This is a genomic window from Mesorhizobium norvegicum, from assembly GCF_004919685.1.
Classification (GTDB): Bacteria; Pseudomonadota; Alphaproteobacteria; order Rhizobiales; family Rhizobiaceae; genus Mesorhizobium; species Mesorhizobium norvegicum.
Window position 1 is genome coordinate 1 of record NZ_SMYZ01000057.1, and the last position, 16163, is coordinate 16163.

At 59.8% G+C, this 16163-nt stretch carries 17 protein-coding genes; 7 read left to right on the plus strand and 10 right to left on the minus strand.

What is annotated here, in order from left to right; translation table 11 throughout:
* Window positions 1-36: 36 nt before the first annotated feature.
* From FCU66_RS23600 to FCU66_RS23620, 5 genes are all read right to left on the minus strand, one after another.
* Window positions 37-663: a glutathione S-transferase family protein gene (locus FCU66_RS23600; protein WP_136618771.1), complete on the minus strand. Its 627-nt coding sequence runs from the start codon at window positions 661-663 to the stop codon at window positions 37-39.
* 24 nt (window positions 664-687) lie between these two features.
* On the minus strand, window positions 688-1899 hold the full coding sequence (locus FCU66_RS23605) for an NADP-dependent isocitrate dehydrogenase (RefSeq protein ID WP_136618772.1): 1212 nt from the start codon (window positions 1897-1899) through the stop codon (window positions 688-690).
* 825 nt (window positions 1900-2724) lie between these two features.
* Window positions 2725-3732, minus strand: coding sequence for a hypothetical protein (locus FCU66_RS23610; RefSeq protein WP_136618773.1), 1008 nt, complete (start codon window positions 3730-3732; stop codon window positions 2725-2727).
* Window positions 3716-4834, minus strand: a complete 1119-nt coding sequence (locus FCU66_RS23615) for a DegT/DnrJ/EryC1/StrS family aminotransferase (RefSeq protein WP_136618774.1) — start codon at window positions 4832-4834, stop codon at window positions 3716-3718. Before FCU66_RS23615 ends, FCU66_RS23610 begins: the two co-directional genes overlap by 17 nt.
* Before the next feature lie 542 nt (window positions 4835-5376).
* Window positions 5377-6144, minus strand: a complete 768-nt coding sequence (locus FCU66_RS23620; protein ID WP_136618775.1) for a hypothetical protein — start codon at window positions 6142-6144, stop codon at window positions 5377-5379.
* A gap of 568 nt (window positions 6145-6712) precedes the next feature.
* Here FCU66_RS23620 and FCU66_RS23625 point away from each other — a divergent pair.
* A complete protein-coding gene (locus FCU66_RS23625) occupies window positions 6713-7630 on the plus strand; it encodes an RNA methyltransferase (RefSeq protein WP_136618776.1) in 918 nt (305 codons plus the stop codon).
* The gene (murI, locus tag FCU66_RS23630; protein ID WP_136618777.1) at window positions 7623-8411 is read left to right on the plus strand and encodes a glutamate racemase; all 789 of its coding nucleotides are present in this window, start codon (window positions 7623-7625) and stop codon (window positions 8409-8411) included. The genes FCU66_RS23625 and murI overlap by 8 nt, the downstream gene beginning before the upstream one ends.
* An 82-nt stretch (window positions 8412-8493) precedes the next feature.
* Here murI and FCU66_RS23635 read toward each other — a convergent pair whose 3' ends face one another.
* Window positions 8494-9876 carry an RNB domain-containing ribonuclease gene (locus tag FCU66_RS23635; RefSeq protein ID WP_136618778.1) on the minus strand — a complete coding sequence of 461 codons (1383 nt, stop codon included), beginning with the start codon at window positions 9874-9876 and terminating at the stop codon, window positions 8494-8496.
* Window positions 9877-10039: 163 nt separating this feature from the next.
* Between FCU66_RS23635 and FCU66_RS23640 the strand changes: the two genes are divergently transcribed.
* A complete protein-coding gene (locus tag FCU66_RS23640) occupies window positions 10040-10228 on the plus strand; it encodes a DUF3008 family protein (RefSeq protein WP_136618779.1) in 189 nt (62 codons plus the stop codon).
* A gap of 98 nt (window positions 10229-10326) precedes the next feature.
* Here the strand turns inward: FCU66_RS23640 and FCU66_RS23645 are convergent, their stop codons facing one another.
* Entirely contained in the window at window positions 10327-10524 is a 198-nt protein-coding gene (locus tag FCU66_RS23645; protein ID WP_136618780.1) for a hypothetical protein, read from the minus strand.
* Window positions 10525-10897: 373 nt separating this feature from the next.
* On the opposite strand from FCU66_RS23645, the gene rpsD reads away from it, so the two are divergent.
* From rpsD to FCU66_RS42660, 4 genes are all read left to right on the plus strand, one after another.
* Complete coding sequence (rpsD, locus tag FCU66_RS23650; protein ID WP_023759539.1) at window positions 10898-11515, plus strand: 30S ribosomal protein S4; 618 nt, start codon at window positions 10898-10900, stop codon at window positions 11513-11515.
* A 146-nt stretch (window positions 11516-11661) separates the two neighbouring features.
* On the plus strand, window positions 11662-12555 hold the full coding sequence (ttcA, locus tag FCU66_RS23655) for a tRNA 2-thiocytidine(32) synthetase TtcA (protein ID WP_136618781.1): 894 nt from the start codon (window positions 11662-11664) through the stop codon (window positions 12553-12555).
* Window positions 12545-13372: an inositol monophosphatase family protein gene (locus FCU66_RS23660; RefSeq protein ID WP_136618782.1), complete on the plus strand. Its 828-nt coding sequence runs from the start codon at window positions 12545-12547 to the stop codon at window positions 13370-13372. Before ttcA ends, FCU66_RS23660 begins: the two co-directional genes overlap by 11 nt.
* A gap of 62 nt (window positions 13373-13434) precedes the next feature.
* Complete coding sequence (locus FCU66_RS42660; RefSeq protein WP_136618783.1) at window positions 13435-13842, plus strand: TonB C-terminal domain-containing protein; 408 nt, start codon at window positions 13435-13437, stop codon at window positions 13840-13842.
* Between the two features lie 45 nt (window positions 13843-13887).
* Here FCU66_RS42660 and FCU66_RS23670 read toward each other — a convergent pair whose 3' ends face one another.
* From FCU66_RS23670 to FCU66_RS23680, 3 genes are all read right to left on the minus strand, one after another.
* Window positions 13888-15156: a multidrug effflux MFS transporter gene (locus FCU66_RS23670; protein ID WP_136618784.1), complete on the minus strand. Its 1269-nt coding sequence runs from the start codon at window positions 15154-15156 to the stop codon at window positions 13888-13890.
* 169 nt (window positions 15157-15325) lie between these two features.
* On the minus strand, window positions 15326-15661 hold the full coding sequence (gene grxD, locus FCU66_RS23675; protein WP_006332883.1) for a Grx4 family monothiol glutaredoxin: 336 nt from the start codon (window positions 15659-15661) through the stop codon (window positions 15326-15328).
* 183 nt (window positions 15662-15844) lie between these two features.
* Window positions 15845-16078 carry a BolA/IbaG family iron-sulfur metabolism protein gene (locus FCU66_RS23680; protein WP_010909092.1) on the minus strand — a complete coding sequence of 78 codons (234 nt, stop codon included), beginning with the start codon at window positions 16076-16078 and terminating at the stop codon, window positions 15845-15847.
* Between the last annotated feature and the right edge of the window lie 85 nt (window positions 16079-16163).

The window sequence follows — 16163 nt, forward strand, 5'->3', positions numbered from 1 at the left end:
GAGGGGGGCGCTGTCCCGCGGACGGCTCAATACTTATCAGCCGACTTTTTCAGTCCGCACGAAGCTCGGCCGAGCCGCGATGCGCGCATACCAGTCCTGGATATCTGCGAACCGCGCCAACAGGCCTTGCCCCTCTGCGACCTTGACGAAATAACCGATGATCGGAGCGGCATGCAGATCGGCCAGTGTCAGCCGATCGCCCAACAACCACGGCCCCGGCGCTTTCCGCGAGGAGAGTGTCTGAAGCGCTTTGCTCGCCTGTGAGAGCCCGCTGGCGATCAACGTCTCGTCGGGTGGCTCCTTCTCCAGCCGCTCAACGGCGACATCCCAGACCATCGAACGATAGGCGTAGGCGTCGAGAACGCCGATGATCTGGTTCATCCGCGCACGGCCGCGCGGGTCCTTCGGCTGCAACGCCGGCCCGTCAAAAGCTTCGTCGACATAGCGCGCAATCGCGCTCGTCTCGAACAGGCGAAACCCGTCATGCTCGAAGGCCGGGATGCGGCCGAACGGGTGATGTTCGAAATACCAGGCGGGAATGCCCTCGGCGGCAAAGACATCGACCGGCACAAGCTCGTAGTCGATGCCCTTTTCCGCAAGCACGAGGCGGACGATGCGCACATAGACGCTGTAGTCCGCCCCATAGACGATGGGCTTGCCCATGATAGCCTTCCCAGGCTCGGCTGGTTACGCCATCGCCTTCTGCAGGTTCTCGTCGATCTTGTCAAGGAAGCCGGTGGTCGACAGCCAAGGCTGGTCGGGGCCGATCAGCAGCGACAGGTCCTTGGTCATGAAGCCGGACTCGACCGTCTGGATGCAGACCTTTTCCAGCGTCTCGGCAAAGCGCTTCAGTTCGGCATTGTCGTCGAGCTTGGCACGGTGGGCCAGCCCCCGCGTCCAGGCGAAGATCGAGGCGATCGAATTGGTCGAGGTTTCCTCGCCCTTCTGGTGCTGGCGATAGTGGCGGGTGACGGTGCCGTGCGCGGCTTCCGCTTCCACCGTCTTGCCGTCCGGCGTCATCAGCACCGAGGTCATCAGGCCGAGCGACCCAAAACCCTGCGCCACCGTGTCGGACTGGACGTCGCCATCATAGTTCTTGCAGGCCCAGACATAGCCGCCCGACCATTTCAGGCTGGAGGCCACCATGTCGTCGATCAGGCGGTGTTCGTACCACAGCTTCTTCGACTTGAATTCGGCTTCGAACTCGGCCTCGTAGACCTCCTGGAAGATGTCCTTGAAGCGGCCGTCATAGGCCTTGAGGATGGTGTTCTTGGTCGACAGATAGACCGGATAATTGCGTAGCAGTCCGTAATTCAGCGAGGCCCGCGCAAATTCGCGGATCGAGTCGTCGAGATTGTACATCGCCATGGCGACGCCGGCGCCCGGTGCGTCGTAGACATCATGCTCGATCACCTTGCCGTCCTCGCCGACGAACTTGATCGTCAGCTTGCCCTTGCCGGGGAAGCGGAAATCGGTGGCGCGGTACTGGTCGCCGAAAGCGTGACGGCCGACGATGATCGGCTTGGTCCAGCCGGGCACCAGGCGCGGCACGTTCTTCATGATGATCGGCTCGCGGAAGATCGTGCCGCCGAGGATGTTGCGGATGGTGCCGTTCGGCGACTTCCACATCTTCTTCAGCTTGAATTCCTCGACGCGCTGCTCGTCGGGGGTGATCGTCGCGCATTTCACGCCGACGCCGTATTTTTTGATGGCATTGGCCGAATCGATGGTCACCTGGTCGTTGGTGGCGTCACGATGCTCGATGCCGAGATCGTAATATTCGAGCTTGAGGTCGAGATAAGGGTGGATCAGCTTGTCCTTGATGAACTGCCAGATGATGCGGGTCATCTCGTCGCCGTCGAGTTCGACGACAGGATTTTCGACTTTGATTTTTGGCATTGGGGAAGCCTTTCGCTACTACGGGACGCAGGTGAGATATCGGCCTATAGCAAAGGCAATGGCCGGACGCCAAGGGCTCACCGAAGGCTCGTTCTCACCTGTCCTCGACTACAGTTACGTGACGCTTGTCTTGCTGTTCGTGAGCGGGCGCTCTTCGAATACCGTGAACCAGCGTCAGCGCATTTACGACCTTTGGAAACAGGGCCGACATACTTGCACAGCGGCCGATAATCACGGTGTTTGTAGCGAAGTTAAATATTCTTCTTCAAAAGCCAGCGTATCCCGTCGACGCTCTGTCATCCGCCGAGCAGGGACACCGGCATAGTTCGTCCAAGCTTTCATCGGCCTGCTGATTCGCGACATGGCTCCCAGTATCGACCCTTCATCGAATCGAGCTCCGGGGAGGACCATGCTCCCATGGCCAACGGCTGAATGACGGCCAAAGATGATCGACGCCGAACGGGCGCCTCCACCTGGAACGGTAGGATGGCTCAATGTCCTCCCGCTAGTGTCCTCGTTTGATGTGTATATGCCCACGTAGTGAGATATGTTGACGAAATCTCCCAGTCGTATCTCACCTGCGCCTGCCAACACCGAGTGGCTGCCTATGTGGACGTTGTTCCCGAACTCCACCCCGCCCCGATTAGAAATAACGACGAATGGATCGACCCTTATCCGTGAGCCAATAGATATTCGAGAGCAATCAACAATAACAGCCGTCCTGTGGATCAGAACGTCATCGCCAATTTTCGAAAATCCTAAATTTTCTAATTGTTCTCGTGTGAGAAAATCGCTGTTCAGTCCAAAAGCCATCTCAAGCTCGATTTAGGTGTTTCTGTCCAAATTCCGGTATTCGCGAACCAGGTCTTGCCAGGCAAGATTCGCAGGATTAGTCAAATTGCGCGCAAGCATATCGTCAATGAGAGCAGGCTGCAGTTCGCGGCGGTCGATTTCGTCGTTCCGGAGGAAATGTAGAACACGAATTTTGTCCGCCGTTAGTTTGTTCGCGTTGAGATGCGCGAGGTCGTTGGCTGCGTTGTACTCCGCAGGCAGAACGTCAATGATACATCCTGTTTGATATGCAGCGAGTGTAAGCGCAATCTGACATTTAAAGTAACTATCGCCGGTGGCGTCTGCCACACTACGCATCGTCGCCCATATCTCGGTTGCCAAGAAATCCAAAGCTTTCGGATTCATCGCCACGAACCCCAGATTGAAATAGGCCGGCGAGATCGGAAAGCGGTGATTGGGATCGATCGAATAAGGATAAGTTTTGGCCGGCCATGGCAAATTGAAAATTCGGAACAGGGCTGGCCAAAAATCAGCACTATTCGGTTGAGGGACACTAGGGTTAGCGCCAAGAGCTGGCGGGAAATGCGCCATATGTCCTTTTATTGTAGGCGCGTACGAAGTAAATTCGTCCACGAGTGGGTCGATATCACAAAGTAACACGGTGTCAGCATCGCAATGTACGACAACATCCGCAGTGGCTGGCGTACAAAAACGCCAGATAGCTGTTCCGGCCCAATGGAAATCTGCAAAAACATCATCGGGTGTTCGTTCCCAATTGATGTTGAAATTCTCGCTCCATCGGTTTTCGCGCCGCACCGCATCGAGATCGCATCGGTCGCCCACCGTAATCGACAGGCGGGCATCGCGATACCTCCGATCGGAAAAGCGCCGGAGTGCGAAATTGAAGAACCGCACTTGAGAGAAGAAAATCTGTGTCGGCGAGATCGGTATTCTGAACTCAACAGTTTTTGCGGCCTTTGGCGTGTCGACATGCAAGTTGCCGACATGGCTGCCGGCTGAGGGATCAATCAAGTGCGACATCGAGTGCCTCAAATACGATTTTCATGACCAGGTCTGCATCCGGTTCAGCGGAACGAACTGGAAGCGCGCACATCCTTTCGGCGAGATCTTCGGCAACTCTGCATGGGCTGAAGATCCGCGTTGAAGGCCACTCGGAAAGACTGGGGCGATAGTAGCGGCGTATCTCGAGACCCTCGTTTGCCGCTGTCGCGACAAAGCGCTCCGCGATCTGCGGGGTTGGCATTAGGATGGGAAAGAGCTGCCAGGACGCCGCCTCCGAATCCAAAGGATAGCGAAGGTTGGAATAGGTTGCGAGTCGAGCCAGGTAGCGACGAACATAGGCTTGGCGTTGGCGAACAATTCTATCGAAACGCGCGAGTTGGGCGAGGCCGACAGCGGCATGTAACTCGGACATCTTTCCATTAAAGCCCCAGAAGGGACCGTGCGCGTTTTGGTAAGATGCAAGGCCAAAATTAAGTGCGGCCCGCAGCGGCATATCTGATTTTAGACTCGCAAAGATCGCGCCACCTTCCCCAATCGCGAAGGGTTTGGTCGCATGCATCGAGAAAACTTCGAAAATGTTCTCACCATTCCCATGAAGCGCGCGGGGGCCGCCAAGCCCTGATGCGTTGTCGATGATGACTGCGGCCCCGTGCTCTCTGCACACAGCTATTTCCTTTGTCCAATCGTATGCAATTCCGAACGGAGCCACCAACATGACGGCGCGAGCGCCTGTCTCGGTCAGCGCCTGACAGAGGAGATCGCCGTCTATCACCCAACTTTCAGGATCGACGTCGACGACGACGGGCGTCATCCCCGCTGCTCGTATTGCTCCCAACGATGCAGCAAACGTAAACGCCGGGACCAGAACTTCACCGGTTACATCAGCTGCCAACAACGCCGCCGACAAGCCGGTCGTTGCGCTTGAGCACGACACACAGCACTCGGTTGGTCTGCCGAAGGCATCCAACAAGCGGAGTTCCAATCGACGTACAAGTGGGCCGAAATTGGAGTACCAGCCGTTCGCCGTGATCTCATCGAGCAACGCCGAATACTCAGACGGAGCCGGTAAATCTGGAACAACGGAGCGATGCCGGTAGGGCGACTTGAATTTCATCGTCATGTGGCGCGCAGGCTTCCGGCACCTTCAGTCTGCTGATCCAAAGCAGTTCCATCTGTAGGCCGGCAATTGATCCATGAGCCGCGCGCCAAGGTCACTGGTTCACCCTTGGCCAGCGGTCCCATTCCAACGTTCGCATCCCCTCATACCGGCCATCGAAGCGAAATTTGGAATCGTGAGGACCACTCGCAACTTTATGATTTTTCCAGAGCGCGTCGCGCTGAAACAGATTCAGGCGACGCGCTCTAGGCTATTGCTTGATGCATGTCGTTGTCGCAAAACCGAGGTCACTTTTACGCGACATGCATTTGTGGAACCTTGAGTTTAACATTTGCGCTGCGATTATGTCGGCTGAGATGCAAATGTCAAACTCGTTTCACAGGTCACAAGATTGCGGTCTCCCTATTCGATAGGCAGTCCCTATCCATCGCATCACCATGTCGCCACCGATCTATCTCAATAGCGGCGTCCCCACATTTTCCCGCCGGACAACGCTTGGCGCGTCAAGCTAAAAAAGGCCGGTGGAGCAGGCCGCCTCGAATCGTCTACTTAAATGGGGTCGTCGTTGTGAACGCGCCCGCTCCCGAAACAACATTGCTTGGGCCGAACGAAGTTGCAGTTGCGCCGCCGGTTAGAGTTATTGCGCTAGGGCTTCCATTGAGCACGCTATTTGCTACCGCCAGAACATTGCCGGCGTTGGTGGCCTGAATTGCAAAAGTCGTGTTGCCGTCGACAAGAACTCTGTTTAGAGCTGCAATGTTCCCGACGCCATTGCCCTGCACATTCACACCTCCGCCATTCTGGTTGATGGTCGAGTCTTGGATAAAGACCCTCGCTCCTGCTGTGCTGCTGATGGAATTGACACCATTTTGCGTGAAGTGTCGGATATCGCATCGAATGATGTAGACGACCTGCCCGCTGAGGATGTTCACGCCATTAAGACCTGTCGCGAGGCCTTCAATGTCGAGCCCCTCTAACACCACTTTGCCGGTGGCTCCAGCATTGACAATAATCGCGTTGGTCCCTGAGACGAGTACGCCTGCCTCGACATGATCGGATCGAATCGTGATGGACTTTGTAATCGTCACGCCGCCAAAACCGCCTGGATCGAGTACGTTGATCTCTCCGCCTACCGCCGTCTTGGAAATCGCGCCGGCAAACGTCTTGCAAGGCGCCGTGCGGCTGCAGGGATTGGCGTCGTCGCCAACACCGGAAACCCATGTCCTGGTCGCTTGCGCGGAAGCTGGCGCAATCAGGAAGCCCGACGCCAGAATCAATATCGCGAGTGAAAGGAAAAACCGTGCCACTTTCATTTGCCCCTCCTAAGATTATGGCCAACGCCTGTGTCGGCCGTTGAAACCCGTGTCGAAATACTTGGGGCGCAGATAAATGACGGGAGCATGCAAGACGCAATCCGCCTTCCAACTACCATTCGTCGATGCACATTGAACCCCAAGCGGGTTGGATATTACCTCGTTCTAATTTGATTTTCCAGTGACGCGATGCGCTGTCGTAAATAAATATGCATTTGGATCGTAGATGATTTGTACGACAGGAAAACATCGTCAATGCGGACAGCGAGCATGGGACGGTACATTTGCCGGCGGTGCGGGATGCAAGGTGGCGCGATGAGGCAGTAAACAAGATTGGATGTCTTCCGTTCCCGGCACCGAGGGGCGCGCTCATTATTTTTTGCATGCGCCACGCGACAATTGGTTTGCCTAGACACGTACGGTCATTTTCGCCGGCCCGTCCTTCATGCAAACGAGGCAAGCGGGTATGCGCTAAGGCTATTTGTCAGTCGGGCAGCCGACCGCTCTTCAAAAAGCCGTATCGATATGGCAGGACGCTGCGACTTCGTAGTGCAACCATCTGGGACACATGGCAGGAACGGACTTTCAGCGCGGCCTCATGACCGCCGGCCCGGCGATCATTCTCGTCGAGCCGCAGCTTGGCGAGAACATCGGCATGGTCGCTCGCGCCATGGCCAATTTCGGTCTGTCGGAGCTGCGTCTCGTCAACCCGCGTGACGGTTGGCCGAGCGAGAAGGCACGCGCGGCGGCCAGCCGCGCCGATCATGTCATCGACGCCGTCACCGTCTTCGACGATCTGGCCTCGGCGCTCGCCGACCTGAACTTTGTTTTCGCCACCACGGCCAGGCAGCGCGATGGCTTCAAATCCGTGCGCGGGCCGGTGGAGGCGGGCAGGGTGCTGCGGGCCCGTCACGCAATGGGCCAGCGCACCGGCATCCTGTTCGGGCGCGAACGCTTCGGCCTCTACAATGACGAGGTCGGCCTTGCCGACGAGATCGTCACCTTCCCGGTCGATCCTGATTTCTCCTCGCTCAACATCGCCCAGGCCGCGCTGCTGATGTCCTACGAGTGGATGAAGTCCGGCCTGGAAGACGAGACGAAGACCAATTTTTCGGGTCCGGACATGAAGCCGGCAAGCAAGGAAGAGCTGCACGGTCTGTTCGCCTATCTCGAAGGCGCCCTGGAAGCGCGCGGCTATTTCCGGCCGGCACCAAAGAAGCCGAAAATGGTCGACAATCTGCGTGCGGTGCTGACGCGCGCTGGCTTTGCCGAACCGGAGCTCAAGGTGCTGCGCGGCATCATCTCGTCGCTCGACAGGTTTTCGCCGGCGATGCCGCGCGGCGACGGCTCGCCGGGAGACGACCCAAGGCGGCTTCCGGCCGCCGCCCGAGCCGGCAAGGCAGAGGCAGAACGCCAGGCGCACAAGCCCGCCGGAGACGATGAGGACGCGCCGCCACTTGGCGGCAAGGGAACCGACAATGACTGACCAGCCGATCCTGATGTTCGATTCCGGCGTCGGCGGGCTGACCGTGCTGCGCGAGGCGCGCGTGCTGATGCCGGACCGGCGCTTCATCTATGTCGCGGACGACGCGGCCTTTCCTTTCGGCGCCTGGGAAGAACCGGCGCTGCGCACCCATATACTCGATCTCTTCGCCAAATTGCTGGACCGGTTTGCGCCGGCGATTTCCGTCATCGCCTGCAACACCGCCTCGACGCTGGTGATCGATGCGCTGCGCGAGAGATTTCCGGGCCATCCCTTTGTCGGCACAGTGCCGGCGGTCAAGCCGGCGGCGGAGCGTACCCGCTCCGGCCTGGTCTCCGTGCTTGCGACGCCAGGCACGGTGAAGCGGCAATACACGCGCGACCTGATCAGCAAATGGGCGCAGAAATGCCATGTCCGCCTGGTTGGCAGCGACAGGCTTGCCGGCCTTGCCGAAGTCTATATGCGCGAGGGCTTTGTCGACGAGGAAGCCGTGCGCGCCGAGATCGCGCCCTGTTTCATGGAGCATGAGGGGCTCAGGACCGACATCGTCGTGCTGGCCTGCACCCACTACCCGTTTCTGGTCAACCGCATGCGCAAGACCGCGCCCTGGCCGGTTGACTGGATCGATCCGGCCGAAGCGATCGCCCGGCGTGCCCTTTCGCTGCTGCCGCCCGTCAATGGGCTGGTGCCGCAAAGCGAGCCCGATATCGCCGTCTTCACGTCAGGCAAGGCGGATTTCGCCGTTGGCCGGCTGATGCAGGGCTTTGGACTGTCCATGCGCTAATGCATGTCGCCCAAAAGTGATCTCGGTTTTGGGAGAACGACATGCATAAAACAGGGACCTAAAGCGGCGGAACGCCAGCTGCTCAAACAGGTTCGAAGACGATGCTGCGTTGATCCGGATCGGCAGAGGCCAGCTTTAGCGTCACACCGTCGCCCTGCCTGAGACCGGAGGCCTTTACGGTGGCAACGACAGGCATGTCGGCAAGCTGAACGCGCACGCCATGATCGACGAAGTCGGTGACGACGGCCTTGAACGTTTCCCCTTCGCGTCCCCTGAGCATCACCGCCTCGGCAAGATCGATGGCCGCATGGTTGATCTGCGAAGCGCGGGCATCCGCACGTCCCATCACCTTCGGCAGTCCAGCGAACGCATCGGTGACGGCCTGCGGCACGGGCTGGCCGTTGGCGATCGCCAGCGCGCAGCGCACGACATAGCGATCGGCCAATCGCCTGAGTGGCGCGGTTGCATGGGCATAGGTCGCAGCCATCGCCTCATGCCAGGGAACGACACCTTCCTGGTAAGGCTGGTAGGACGCGCCATTGCCTGCGCGGCGGATTTCCAGCATCAACGCCGCCTGTTTCGGATCAGCCGGATCGAGCGAGCGCTGGTAGTCGCTCAGGCTGGTTGAGGCCGGCCAGGACAGACCGAGCGCCTGTGCCGCGTTGCGCAGTCTCTGCACCTTGGAAGCATCCGGCCCAGACATCACGCGGAACAGGCCGGTCTTGTGCGCGAACATGGCGTCGGCGATCGCCATGTTGGCGGCCAGTGAAAGCGCTGCGTTGTCCTGCTCGGATTGCAGAAGCGGTCTGAACGAAAGCTGGAAGCTGCCATCGGCAAGCCTTTCCACCTCCTGCTCGGGCGGGTCGACGCGTGAAGCGCCGCGACGCTCTTCGTTTGCCGCCATGCGCCGCGCCATTTCGGCGAAGTCGGCCGGAACGTCGGAGGCCTTTACGCTGTCATAGGCGAGCTTCGCGCGGCTTTGGATGATTGCCCGCTCCGCGCCGTCCAACTTTGCCGCACCATCCTCAGCGACCCGAACGGTGAAGACAACAGCTGGACGCGGTCCGTCCGGCAACAGGCTCGCCGCACCCTCGGCAATTGCCGGCGGATAGAGCCCGGCCTTGCCGTCCGGCAGGTACAGCGTCTCGCCCCGCGTCCAGGCTTCGCGATCCAGTGCGTCGCCGTCCTCGACGAACCATGCCACGTCGGCAATAGCATAATGCAAGAGAAGATCGCCGCCGCTTGCCTCGATCGAGAACGCCTGGTCAAGATCGGTGGAGGCCGCCGGATCGAGCGTGACGAAGGGCATATCAGTTCGATCGGCATGCTGGTTCGGCTGACGTCTGGCCGCCGCCTCCGCCGCGGCCACTACGTCAGCCGGAAATCCATCTGGCACGTGGAATTCGGTGCGGATTTTCGCCAGGCCGGTGGAGAGAGCTTGTGAGGGGTCTGTCAGAGACTTCATTCAGCCGTCCTACACCAGGGCTCCGGAGACGGGAAGGCTGCCAACGAAATCGCCAAAGCCGGCCGCCTGATGGGCTGGCACAGCCGGCTGAGGGACTGGACCGCCGGCGCTGGAACCACCGCCGAAGCCTGGCGTTTCTCCTGACAGCAAAGGAGAAACCGCCATGCCAGCCACCTCGAAGGCTCAGCAGAAAGCCGCCGGCGCCGCACTCTCCGCTAGGCGCGGCGAGACGAAAAAGAGCGAGCTCAAAGGCGCCTCCAGAGGAATGTACGAATCCATGAGTGAAAAGCAGCTCGAGGAATTCGCCGAGACCAAGCGCAAAGGGCTGCCGGAAAAGAAATCGAAAGACTGAGCGTGTCATTCGCGAAACGCCGGCCCAAGGAAACAAGGCCCGCAGCGGAACTGCGGGCCTTGTTTCCTTAAGCAAAATCTCCGGGCAAATGTTTTGCCTTACCAGCGATGGCAGCGCCGTATCCGCTCGACGATCACCCTGCGATGACCGTGCCGCCACACCACTCTCTTCTTGACGATGACGCGGCAGACTTGTTTGTGGCCATGCCAATGGCGCGCCATCGCCGGTTCGGGCGCCACCGCCATCGAACCTGCAAGCACCGCGGCACCTGCCAAGGTAAGGAAGAACTTCTTCATGCTAATTGGACTCCTCAAGCTCCAGATCCCTTCCTGGTGCCGTTGGCGCAAACCTCCCGCCACATCCGGCATCGCATCAACGTCGTGCACGCTATAGGCTTGCATTGCGCCGCGCCACTCACAAGCTTGACACCGGTTAAATCTCGGTTTAACCAGCCGCCAACGCCGGGCAGCGATGTCCGGTGTTTGTTTTGTATGCGCAAGACCGGTTGCCTTGGTTTCTGGTTTTGTTTGAACTGACGTGTCCCGTGGGTTTTCCGCCGCGTTGCGTGGGAAAACCCTGTCAGGTCTCGAAAACGGAGGCCAGAGGAGGGCGCGTTTCCTTCACCCGGACCATGAGGTTCCGGGTGTGTTGTTTTGAAAAGGGAATGCGATGAGCAAGCGCGAATCCGCGAAGTACAAGATCGACCGCCGTCTTGGCGAAAACATCTGGGGCCGCCCGAAGTCCCCAGTCAACAAGCGTGAATACGGCCCCGGCCAGCATGGCCAGCGCCGCAAGGGCAAGCTTTCCGATTTCGGCCTGCAGCTGCGCGCCAAGCAGAAGCTGAAGGGTCACTATGGCGACGTTTCGGAAAAGCAGTTCCGCAAGGTCTATGAAGAGGCGGACCGCCGCAAGGGTGACACCTCGGAGAACCTGATCGGCCTGCTCGAGTCGCGTCTCGACGCGGTCGTCTACCGCGCCAAGTTCGTGCCGACCATTTTCGCCGCCCGTCAGTTCGTCAACCACGGCCACGTCAACGTCAACGGCAAGCGCGTCAACATCGGCTCGTATCGCTGCAAGCCGGGCGACGTCGTCGAAGTGCGCGAAAAGTCGAAGCAGCTGGTCATCGTTCTCGAAGCGGTCGGTCTGGCCGAACGCGACGTGCCGGATTACATCGAAGCCGATCACAACAAGATGGTCGCGACCTTCTCGCGCATCCCCGGCCTGGCGGACGTTCCGTTCGCCGTGCAGATGGAACCGAACCTGGTCGTCGAATTCTATTCGCGCTAAGCGAACGCGTTTTGCGATACCAAGCAAAGGCCGCCCGTCGAGGCGGCCTTTTCTTTGTCTGCCTTTTCTTTGTCGGCCATCTCCGCTAATTCCGGGCGCAACGAAGCGCCGGACAGTCGTTGCTCCCGGATTTTGGAACTGACGCCATGAACATGCTGCCAGACGCCGAATCGCTTGAACCAGCCAGCGACATCGAGGGCGGCTTCCATCCGCTGTTTGCCGATGTGCCGTCCTCGGTCGAGTTCAACAAATTGCGCAAGCGGCTGCTGCGGCTGACCCGACAGGCGATCGAGGATTTCTCGATGGTGAAGCCCGGCCAGCGCTGGCTCGTAGCCCTCTCGGGCGGCAAGGATTCCTACGGTTTGCTCGCCGTGCTGCTTGACCTCAAATGGCGCGGGCTGCTGCCGGTCGATCTGCTGGCCTGCAATCTCGATCAGGGCCAGCCGAATTTCCCCAAACACATCCTGCCGGACTATCTCGACAGATACGCCATCCCGCATCGCATCGAGTATCAGGACACCTATTCCGTCGTCACCGACAAGCTGCCTGCGGGCAGCACCTATTGCTCGCTCTGTTCGCGCCTCAGGCGCGGCCATCTCTACCGCATTGCGCGCGAGGAGGGGTGCTCGGCGCTGGTGCTCGGCCATCATCGCGAGGACATTCTCGAGACCTTCTTCATGAACCTCTTCCATGGCGGCCGTCTCGCAGCGATGCCGCCAAAGCTGCTCAATGACGAGGGCGACGTCATGGTGCTGCGGCCGCTGAGCTACTGCGCCGAGGTCGACCTCGAAAGATTCGCTGCCGCCATGCAGTTCCCGATCATTCCCTGCGATCTCTGCGGCAGCCAGGAAGGTCTCCAGCGCAACGCCATGAAGGCGATGCTCGAGGGCCTGGAAAAGCGCATGCCTGGCCGCAAGGATACGATGCTGCGCGCACTGTCCAACAGCAGGCCATCGCATCTGCTCGACAGAAAACTGTTCGATTTCGCGGCGCTCAACGAGACCCTCAGCACAAGGCAAGACATTTCCGATGACATTTGACGATACTGCGATCGACTGGCTCGCTGGTCTTCTGTCTGAGGCGGCACTGGCCGAGATCATGCCGCGCTTTCGCCGGTTGGGCGACGGCGACATCCGCCAGAAGACCTCGGCCGCCGACCTGGTGACGGAAGCCGACGTCAATGCCGAGCGGCTGATCACCGCCAGGCTGCGCGAGCGCTACCCCTCGGCAATGGTCGTCGGCGAGGAGGCCTATTCCGACAATCCAGCGCTGTTAAATGGGTTGGGCGATGCCGATCTGGCGTTCGTCATCGACCCGGTGGACGGCACTTTCAACTTCGCCTCAGGTGTGCCGCTGTTCGGCGTCATGCTGGCGGTCGTGGTCAAGGGCGAGACCGTTGCCGGCATCATCCACGATCCGGTCGGCAAGGACTGGCTGATCGGCGCCAGGGGCGCCGGCAGCCATATCCGGCATGCGCATGGCAGCATCGAGAAGGTTCATGTCGCCGCACCCGCGCCGATCTCGGAAATGACCGGCTCGGTCTCCTGGCAATATATGCCCGAACCCGAGCGGTCCCGGCTGGCGCGCAACCAGACCAAGATCCTGTCGCAATTCGCCTATCGCTGCGCGGCGCACGAATACCGCCTGTTGGCGAGCGGCCATGCCCACTTCGTCGTCTACAACAAGCTGATGCCGTGGGACCATCTGGCCGGCGTGCTGATCCATGCCGAGGCCGGCGGCCATGCCGCGCGCTTCGACGGCAGCGCCTATCTGCCCTCGCATCTCGGCGGCGGCCTGCTTGTCGCGCCCGATCGGGAAAGCTGGCATGAGTTGCGCCGCGAGCTCTGGGCGCAATAGGATCAATTCCTGCGGCCAGCTGAAAGAGCGATGCAATCTCACGCAAATCCGGAGGCTCTCGAATGAAACCTCGGTTCGCAATTGTCGCAGCGGCTCTTGCCGCCGCCCTGTTTGCCAGCTCCCACGAAGCAAGATCGCAAGAGCGCACCTGTCGCAGTCCCGATCCCGTCGACACGATAAAGGAGATGTCGGAGGCAATCTACGCTTGTTGGAAGCCGCCACCCGGAACCGCGGGCATGTCCCTGACGCTGCGGTTCTCGCTTCGCCGCAACGGCACACTGATTGGCAAGCCTCGCGCCACATATTCCGATCTGGGGACCGATGCCCAGCTCAGCCGGGCGTTCGTAGCTTCAATCCTCAGGGCACTCGATGACGCTCTGCCATTGCCCTTTTCGGACAGCATGGGTGGAGCAATCGCGGGGCGTATGCTTGCCCCTCGCTTCACGGCGGCCCTTGAAGGTGCGTCCTAGAAGCGGTCCCGGTTTTGGGAGAACGACACGCGCAAAAACGACAATTCAGTGCAAGTCGGTGATGTGCCCTGAAACGGGCGGGTTGTGCGGCTGGAACATCTTGCCGCGCTCGGCGATGAAGATCATCAGCAGCGCTGCGACCGAGACGCTGCAGAAGCCGGCCGCCAGCGGCGTCACCGTGCCGTTGAAAGCCTGACCGATCAGCGTGCCGAGAATGCCGCCGAGAAACGTCTGCATGAAACCCAGGATGGATGACGCCGTGCCGGCCAGTTGGCCGAGCGGCTCCATGGCCAACGCGTTGAAATTCGCGCCGAGCGCACCGAACGGAAGCATGGCGCTGGCAAAGAAGGTGATGAACAGCCACAGCGGCATCTTCATTTCCAGCGAAACGACCAGCCAGGCGAGGCTGATGACCAAGAACAGCAGCAGCGCGCTCTGCGACAGGCGGCGCATGCCGATACGGCCGACAAGGCGCGAGTTCAGAAAGTTGGAGAAAGCAAGCACGCCCGCAACCCCGGCGAAGATGACCGGGAACATCTCGCCGACGTTGAATATGTCGACGTAGATCTGCTGCGCCGAAGCGATGAAGCCGAACATGGCGCCGAAAACGAAGGTGCTGGCGAAGGCATAGCAGATCGCAATGCGGTTGGTGAGCACGATGCGAAACCCGCCGATAATGGAGTTCACGGTCAGCGGCCGGCGATGTTCGGGATGCAATGTTTCAGGCAGGCGCAGCAGCGACCAGGCCGAGACAATGAGCGCACCGACAGCCATGGTGACGAAGATCCAATGCCAGGTCGCAAACAGCATGATGAACTGGCCGATGCCGGGAGCAATGACCGGTATCGCCATGAACACCATGAAGATCAGCGACATCACCTCGGCCATGCGCCGGCCGTCGAATGTGTCGCGCACGATCGAGACGGCGATGACGCGGGTGGCGGCCGCACCGATGCCTTGCACGGCGCGGCACAGCAGAAGTGTCTCAAAGCTTGGTGCAACAGCGGCCGCCGCAGCCGCGGCGACATAGATCGCCAGCCCGGCGACCAGCGGTGCGCGACGGCCGAAGCGATCCGAGATCGGCCCGAAGAACAGCTGGCCGCCGCCGAAGCCCAGAATGTAGGCGGTGATCACATATTGCCGGTGGTTTTCATTTTCGACGCCAAGCGAGGCGCCGATCTGCTGCAGAGCCGGCAGCATGATGTCGATGGCCAGCGAGTTCAGCGCCATCAGCGCGGCGCACAAGGCGATGAATTCCCAGCGTGGAATAGGGAGTTTGCTTGCCGATTGCGGCGCTGATTTTGGCTGGTCCACGGCAAGTCCGATCTTTCAAACGAAAATGCGCCGGCGGGCCGGCGCATTGGCTCGTCTTGGTCCTGGGGCAGGACATAAAATTGCCGAGGTGGGGCTGCCCTGGCGTTTGGTGCACGTCACCCGAAACTGTACGGCGGTTTCAGGCGGACGACGTGCACGAAAACAGAAATCAGGCGGCGCCTTTGACGCTGACGCCCTTTTCGACAAGGAATGTCTGGAGTTCGCCCGCCTGGAACATCTCGCGGATGATATCGCAGCCGCCGACGAATTCGCCCTTGACGTAAAGCTGCGGGATCGTTGGCCAGTTGGAATATTCCTTGATGCCCTGGCGCAGTTCGGCGGAGTCCAGAACGTTCACGCCTTTATAGTCGGCGCCGATATAGTCGAGGATCTGGACGACCTGACCGGAAAATCCGCATTGCGGGAAACCGGGCGTGCCCTTCATGAAAAGGACGACGTCGTTGCCCTTCACTTCGTTGTCGATGTAGTCGTTGATGCCGCTCATGGAATATCCTTTCCCGCCTGTGGGAGTCAGGCTCGAAACATATCCCTTCAAATAAACCCAACGATTGCCCGAAACAAGACGTTAGCCGTGCCGCGGCTGAAATGGCGCAAAGGATGGGCCGTGTTGGGCCAAGCGGCTGTCGCGACACTGATTCGTGTGGTTGCGGTCTACGTCCGTTGCGGGTCAGTCAGGAACGCTGGTCTGCAAGGCGAGTGCGTGCAACACGCCGCCCATATTCCCCTTCAACGCGTCATAGACCATCTGGTGCTGCTGCACGCGGCTTTTTCCCCGAAAGCTTTCGGCTACGACTTCGGCAGCATAATGGTCGCCGTCACCGGCGAGATCGCGAATCGTCACCTTGGCGTCCGGAATGCCGTCCTTGATCAGTTTTTCGATGTCGTGGGCATCCATTGCCATGGCAAGATCCTGTTTCGAGCGGCCGGTAGCCGGCCATAAGATGAGAGTCGGGAGAGCCTAAAGCCTTTCCGGTCCGGATTGAAGC